The organism is Mesorhizobium silamurunense (assembly GCF_014843825.1).
Classification (GTDB): Bacteria; Pseudomonadota; Alphaproteobacteria; order Rhizobiales; family Rhizobiaceae; genus Mesorhizobium; species Mesorhizobium silamurunense.
In genome coordinates this window covers 1-5,847 of the sequence record NZ_JHQR01000382.1, presented here as the reverse complement: position 1 = coordinate 5,847, position 5,847 = coordinate 1, and the positions used below count along the sequence as shown (strand labels likewise).

Here is a 5,847-nt window from a genome sequence, read left to right as displayed (position 1 = left end):
GCGCCCAGGACCGCGCGGCGCAATTGCTCAAGACCCGTGTCGGCACGCAGGCGCAGTTGGACGACGCCCAGACGGCGCTCGACCAGGCCAAGGCAGCGCTTGCCGGCGCCGACGCGCAGATCACCGCGGCGCAGGCCAATATCGGCGTGCTCGAAGCCCAGCGCGTGGAATCCGCAAGCACGCTCGCATCGCTGCAGCTCACCCGCGACAAGGCGCAGCGCGACCTTTCCTTCACCGTGCTCAAGGCGCCTTATGACGGCGTCGTCGGCAACCGCTCGGTCGAGCAGGGCGACCTCGTCAGCCCCGGCCAGAAGCTCGCCGTCGTCGTGCCGATGGACAAGCTCTACATCGTCGGCAACTTCAAGGAGACGCAGCTTGGCCGGCTGGTGCCCGGCGAGAAGGTCCGCATCACGGTCGACGCCATCGACGGCCAGACTTTCGAGGGCACGGTTTCGTCGCTGGCGCCGGCTTCGGGCGCGGTGTTCTCGCTGCTGCCGCCGGAAAACGCCACCGGCAACTTCACGAAGGTCGTTCAGCGCGTGCCGGTCCGCATCGACGTGCCGGCCGACGTGCTGAAGACCGGCAAGCTGCGCGCCGGCCTGAGCGTCGTTGTCGCCGCCGACAGCCGCACCGCGCCTGCCTCGACGACCAACTGAGCACTTTGGGGGGCGGCCCGGTGGCCGATCGAGCGCCGGGCCGCCCCGCCTGCAAGCTATTTGTTCTGACGCAGTCCGAATGGAAAACAGCCACGCGCTATTCCCGGAATTGCCGTAGGGAGGCCATGACATGGCAACCGCAACCATCACCGCAGGATCAATACCGGCACGGCCGGTGGCTGCCGCGCCCGCCGCCGACCATATGCCGGTGCGCCGCGTCATCGCCTTCCTGGCGATGGTGTTCGGCATGTTCATGGCGATCCTCGACATCCAGATCGTCTCGGCCTCGCTGGCCGAGATCCAGGCGGGCCTGAGCGCCAGTTCCGACGAGATCCCGTGGGTGCAGACCGCTTACCTGATCGCCGAGGTGGTGATGATCCCGCTGTCGGGTTTCCTCAGCCGCATGCTGTCGACGCGCGTGCTGTTCACCATCGCCGCCGCCGGCTTCACCGCGGCCAGCGCGCTTGCCGCGACCGCCACCAACATCGATCAGATGATCGTCTACCGCGCCATCCAGGGTTTCATCGGCGGCGGCATGATCCCGAGCGTGTTCGCGGCCGCCTTCACCATCTTCCCGCCGTCGCGGCGCGCAGTCGTCTCGCCGATGATCGGCCTGGTGGCTACGCTGGCGCCGACCATCGGCCCGACGGTCGGCGGCTATATCAGCCACGCCATGTCCTGGCATTGGCTGTTCCTGGTCAATGTCGTGCCCGGCATCCTGGTGACGACGGCGGCCTGGTCGCTGATCGACTTCGACAAGCCAAACCTCAAGCTGTTCAGCAAGTTCGACTGGTGGGGCCTTGCCGGCATGGCCGCCTTCCTCGGCTGCATGGAATATGTGCTGGAGGAAGGCCCGAACAATGACTGGCTGCAGGACCAGGCGGTGTTCATCTGTGCCATCGTCATGACCATCGGAGCGGTGGTGTTCTTCTGGCGCGTGTTCACCGCCGAGGAGCCGATCGTCGACCTTCGCGCCTTCAGCAACATCAACTTCGCCTTCGGCTCGATGTTTTCCTTCGTCATCGGCATCGGCCTCTACGGGCTCACCTATCTCTATCCGGTGTTCCTGGGGCGCATCCGCGGCTACGATTCGATGATGATCGGCGAGGCGCTGTTCGTCAGCGGCCTCGCGATGTTCTTCACGGCGCCCATCTCCGGCATCCTGTCGCGCAAGATGGATCTGAGGCTGATGATGATGATCGGCTTCTTCGGCTTCGCCACCGGCACGTGGTGGATGACGCATCTCACCGCCGACTGGGATTTTTATGAGCTGCTCGTCCCGCAGATCCTGCGCGGCTGCTCGATGATGCTGTGCATGGTGCCGATCAACAACATCGCGCTCGGCACGCTGCCGCCGGAGCGGCTGAAGAACGCGTCGGGCCTGTTCAACCTGACCCGCAATCTCGGCGGCGCCGTCGGCCTGGCAATCATCAACACGGTGCTGATCGACCGCAACGCCTTCCACTATGCAAGGCTCTCCGAGCATGTCGAGTGGGGCAGTCAGGCAGCCCAGACGAAGCTGCAGAACATGACGTTGAACTTCGAGCAGACCGCAGGTCTGGACGCCACGAGCGCCGCGATCTCGAAGCTGTCCGGCATGGTCCAGCAGCAGGCGGCGCTGCTCTCGTTCATGGACGTGTTCTTCATGCTGACGGCTTTGTTCGCCACGCTCGGATTGTTCGTCCTGTTCATCAACAAGCCGGCCGACCAAAGCGGCGGTGGCGGCGGAGGCCATTGAGGAGCCGGAACCCCCGCCTGGCATCCTCAACACGTGACCCCGGAAATCGTCGCCGATTTCCGGGGTCATTTCTTTTGGAGAGATGGAAGGGCTGCGTTCAGGCGGCCGCCGGCTTGAAGCTCAACGCCACGCCATTGATGCAGTGGCGCAGACCGGTAGGCGGCGGGCCGTCATCGAAGACATGGCCGAGATGGCCGCCGCAACGCCGGCAATGCACCTCGGTGCGCGTCATGCCGAGCGAACGGTCCTCGGTCTTGCCGATGGCTTTGGGAATCTCCTGCCAGAAGCTCGGCCAGCCGGTGCCGGAATCGAACTTCGTCTCCGACGGATAGACCGGCAGGTCGCAGCCGGCGCAGGCGAAGATGCCTTTGCGGTGCTCGTTGAGCAGCGGGCTGGTGCCCGGATATTCGGTGCCCTGCTTGCGCAGCACGTCGAAGGCGGCGTCCGAAAGGATGGCGTGCCATTCGGCGTCGGTCTTGGTGACCTCGAATGTCTCGGCGGCCAAAGCCGGCTTCGCGCCGCCCATGCGCAACGCCGCTCCGGTTCCGACGATGAGGGCAGCGGCGGCGGCACCGCTCCAGAGAAAGTCGCGACGGTTCATGGCCTTTCCTCCTGACGTCTTGTTGCAAACTATGGCGCCGCCGGAAAATCAAAAGCCGGTGACGGTCCGCGCGCCACTCCGCGTCGACCCAAACCCTGGCGATGCGGAGCGGCGCTTGACGGCAACACGGATTGTGGGAGGGAGAACCGTGCGGCCGGCGGGGACACACCTCATTTCGCCGGCCGCACGCGCTTTGTTACATCTTCGGCAAGAGAACCTTGTCGATGACGTGGATGACGCCGTTCGACTGGCGCACGTCGGCGATGGTGACATGGGCGACATTGCCGTTCTCATCGGTCACCGTGACCTTGCCCTTTGCGGACTTCAGCGTCAGCGCGCAGCCGCCGACGGTCTTGACCTCATGCGCGCCGCCATCGGCCTTGGCCATCTTGGCGACATCGGCGGCCATCGCCTTGGCGGCGATGACATGGCAGGTGAGGATCTTGGTCAGCTTGTCCTTGTTCTCGGGCTTGAGCAGCGTCTCGACCGTGCCGGCAGGCAGCGCGGCAAACGCCTCGTTGGTTGGGGCGAAGACGGTGAACGGGCCGGCGCCCTGGAGGGTGTCGACCAGGCCGGCGGCCTTGACGGCGGCGACCAGCGTGGTGTGGTCCTTCGAATTGACGGCATTCTCGATGATGTTCTTCTTGGCATACATCGGCGCGCCGCCGACCATCGGATTGGCGGCATAGGCAACGGCGCCGAGCGCGGAAAGGCCGATCGTAGAGGCGAGCAAAAGGGTGGCGAGTTTACGCATGGTGTCAGTCTCCTCGGGTTGTTTTTCCCGTTCGTGGGAACGCGAAGAGATACGGGCGAGGAAAAACTTAGTTTCGCGAACCTCCAAGATTTTTTGTTTGTCGGGCAGAATTCAGATTACGCCACGCCTGACCGCATGAAAGCGCGTCTTCCGCTGCACCACCGGCAGATAGACTTCTGCTAATCTTTGAAAACGTCAGATGCCCTTCAGATCGCCCGCGGCGACGACGGGGCCGGTCGGCTGGCCGGTCGGCGAACCGCCGGTCGGCTCGAGGCTGACGGCGAGCACGGCGCCTTGCGCCAGCTTCTGCTGGACGGCCGGCGCGACGGCCATGCGCGCCGTCTGGCCGGTCGGGATGACGCCCATCGAGACCGGCGCATTCTTGCCCTCGATCATCCAAAGTTCGAAATCCTTGCCGGCGCCGCGCTCGCCGGAAACCAGCGAGAGGCCGACCTCGTGGCGCGCCGCGTCATAGACGGCGAGGTATTTGACGTTGCTGTTGTCGGCGGCGAGCGAGGCGACCAGCCTGGTCTCTGGCTGCGGCACCGGCGGATTGACGAAAGGCAGCGCGACATAGACGGCCAAAGCCGCAATCGCGGCGGCCGCGAGGCCGCGCCAGAAGGCAAGGCTCCCCAGCAGGCCGGCGCTGGGGGCGGCGGATGTGGCGGCCGAAGAGGTAAACAGCCTACGGTCGATCGCCGCCTTGACCGATGCCGGAGGCTCGACCGCGGCATAGGCAGACGCCATCGGCGCGAAGTGGACCTCCCAGGCATCGACCAGGCGGGCAAACGCCGTCTCGGTGTCGATGCGGCGGGACGCGATCTGGCGTTCATCGGCCGCCAGAACGCCGAGAACGTATTCGGCGGCGAGCAGATCGTCGCCTCCGCGTTCCGGTCCGTTGTCTTCCGCCAGCGTCATCTTTCCAGACATTCTCTCAGTTTGAGCAGGCTTCGCCGCAGCCAGGTCCGCATCGTGTTCAGCGGGACCTTGTGGCGCTCCGCCAGCTCGGCATAGCTCTCGCCGTTGAGATAGGCGCCCCGGACGGCCGCCGCCCGGTCTTTCTCCAGTTCGTCGAGACAATGGTAGATGCGTTCGGTCTCGCCGCCCGCGACAGCCATGGCCTCAGGTCCCGGCGTCGGATCGGCGACGTCGAGGGCCGCATCGATGCCGACAGAAGGACCGCGCCGCGCCCTGATGCGATCGATTGAATGGTTGCGCGCAATGGCCACCAGCCAGGAAATCGGGCTCAAATCGGAAACCGCGAAACGGTCCGCCTTCGTCCATATCTTGACAAAGACATCCTGCAGCGCTTCTTCCGCCTCGCCCTTGTCCCTCAATACACGAAGGCAAACGCCGAAAAGTTTCCCGCTGGTCTGCTTGTAGAGCAGATCGAACGCAGCCCGGTCCTTCATCGAAGTCCGGACGATCAGCTTGCTGATGTCCTGGGGCCCCATGCGGGCAAATTAGAAGATTGCGATTTATTTGCAACGGGCCGCCGAGGGCTTTGTCCGCCAAAGACAGTCGGGCCATTGGTCTATCGAATCCCGATTTCGATTTGCAGCTTCATGCGATAGCCTTCGCCAAAAGAGGGGAGCGGCAATGTCGATCGAGCGCGTGCTTTGGGAACAGGATGCGACCGGACTTGCCGCGCTCGTGCACAGGCAAGAGATCTCGCCGCAGGAGCTGGTCGACGCGGCGATCGCGCGCGCCGAGGCGACACGGCCCGACATCAATGCCATAGCCACGCCGCTCTACGACACCGCCAGGGCGCGGGCGAAAGCGATCGACCGCAAGCTGCCGCTCGCCGGCGTGCCCTTCGCGCTGAAGGATCTCGGCATCGGCATCAAGGGCGTGCCGATTCATGGCGGCAGCCGCATCCCGGCCTTCACGGCGGACTACAATTCGGTGATGGTCGAGCGGTATCTGGCCGCCGGGTTAATCCCGATCGCCACCAGCACCTCGCCCGAGCACGGGCTGCGGCTGATGACGGAATCGGCCCGCTTCGGCATCACCCGCAATCCCTGGAATACTGGCCACACCACCGGCGGCTCCTCGGGCGGATCGGCGGCGCTCGTCGCGGCGGGCGCGGTGCCGGCGG

Annotated in this window: 7 protein-coding genes; 3 read left to right on the top strand and 4 right to left on the bottom strand. The window is 65.1% G+C overall.

The annotated features are described in order from the left end of the window. Together DH10_RS34130 and DH10_RS34125 are read left to right on the top strand one after the other, a co-directional pair. Positions 1 to 656 (top strand): HlyD family secretion protein (locus DH10_RS34130; RefSeq protein WP_192385842.1); only part of this gene is annotated, 656 nt, incomplete at its 5' end. Between the two features lie 130 nt (positions 657 to 786). Beyond that, positions 787 to 2,394 (top strand): DHA2 family efflux MFS transporter permease subunit, encoded by a 1,608-nt coding sequence (locus DH10_RS34125; RefSeq protein ID WP_192252941.1) that lies wholly within the window; start codon positions 787 to 789, stop codon positions 2,392 to 2,394. Positions 2,395 to 2,491: 97 nt separating this feature from the next. On the opposite strand, the gene msrB is transcribed toward DH10_RS34125, so the two are convergent. The 4 genes from msrB to DH10_RS34105 form a co-directional block, all read right to left on the bottom strand. After that, positions 2,492 to 2,995, bottom strand: coding sequence for a peptide-methionine (R)-S-oxide reductase MsrB (gene msrB / locus DH10_RS34120; protein ID WP_192252943.1), 504 nt, complete (start codon positions 2,993 to 2,995; stop codon positions 2,492 to 2,494). 196 nt (positions 2,996 to 3,191) lie between these two features. Beyond that, on the bottom strand, positions 3,192 to 3,749 hold the full coding sequence (locus DH10_RS34115) for a fasciclin domain-containing protein (RefSeq protein WP_192252946.1): 558 nt from the start codon (positions 3,747 to 3,749) through the stop codon (positions 3,192 to 3,194). Positions 3,750 to 3,944: 195 nt separating this feature from the next. Further along, complete coding sequence (locus tag DH10_RS34110; protein WP_192252976.1) at positions 3,945 to 4,667, bottom strand: anti-sigma factor; 723 nt, start codon at positions 4,665 to 4,667, stop codon at positions 3,945 to 3,947. Next, a complete protein-coding gene (locus DH10_RS34105) occupies positions 4,664 to 5,203 on the bottom strand; it encodes a sigma-70 family RNA polymerase sigma factor (RefSeq protein ID WP_192252949.1) in 540 nt (179 codons plus the stop codon). Before DH10_RS34105 ends, DH10_RS34110 begins: the two co-directional genes overlap by 4 nt. Positions 5,204 to 5,348: 145 nt before the next feature. Here DH10_RS34105 and DH10_RS34100 point away from each other — a divergent pair. After that, positions 5,349 to 5,847, top strand: a 499-nt coding sequence (locus tag DH10_RS34100) for an amidase family protein (RefSeq protein ID WP_246811687.1), incomplete at its 3' end; no start/stop codon positions are given.

Bases quoted from the DNA above. Each gene is read 5' to 3' on its own strand.
- DH10_RS34125 (WP_192252941.1), top strand. From the start codon at position 787: ATGGCAACCGCAACCATCACCGCAGGATCAATACCGGCACGGCCGGTG.
- msrB (WP_192252943.1), bottom strand. From the start codon at position 2,995: ATGAACCGTCGCGACTTTCTCTGGAGCGGTGCCGCCGCCGCTGCCCTC.
- DH10_RS34115 (WP_192252946.1), bottom strand. From the start codon at position 3,749: ATGCGTAAACTCGCCACCCTTTTGCTCGCCTCTACGATCGGCCTTTCC.
- DH10_RS34110 (WP_192252976.1), bottom strand. From the start codon at position 4,667: ATGACGCTGGCGGAAGACAACGGACCGGAACGCGGAGGCGACGATCTG.
- DH10_RS34105 (WP_192252949.1), bottom strand. From the start codon at position 5,203: ATGGGGCCCCAGGACATCAGCAAGCTGATCGTCCGGACTTCGATGAAG.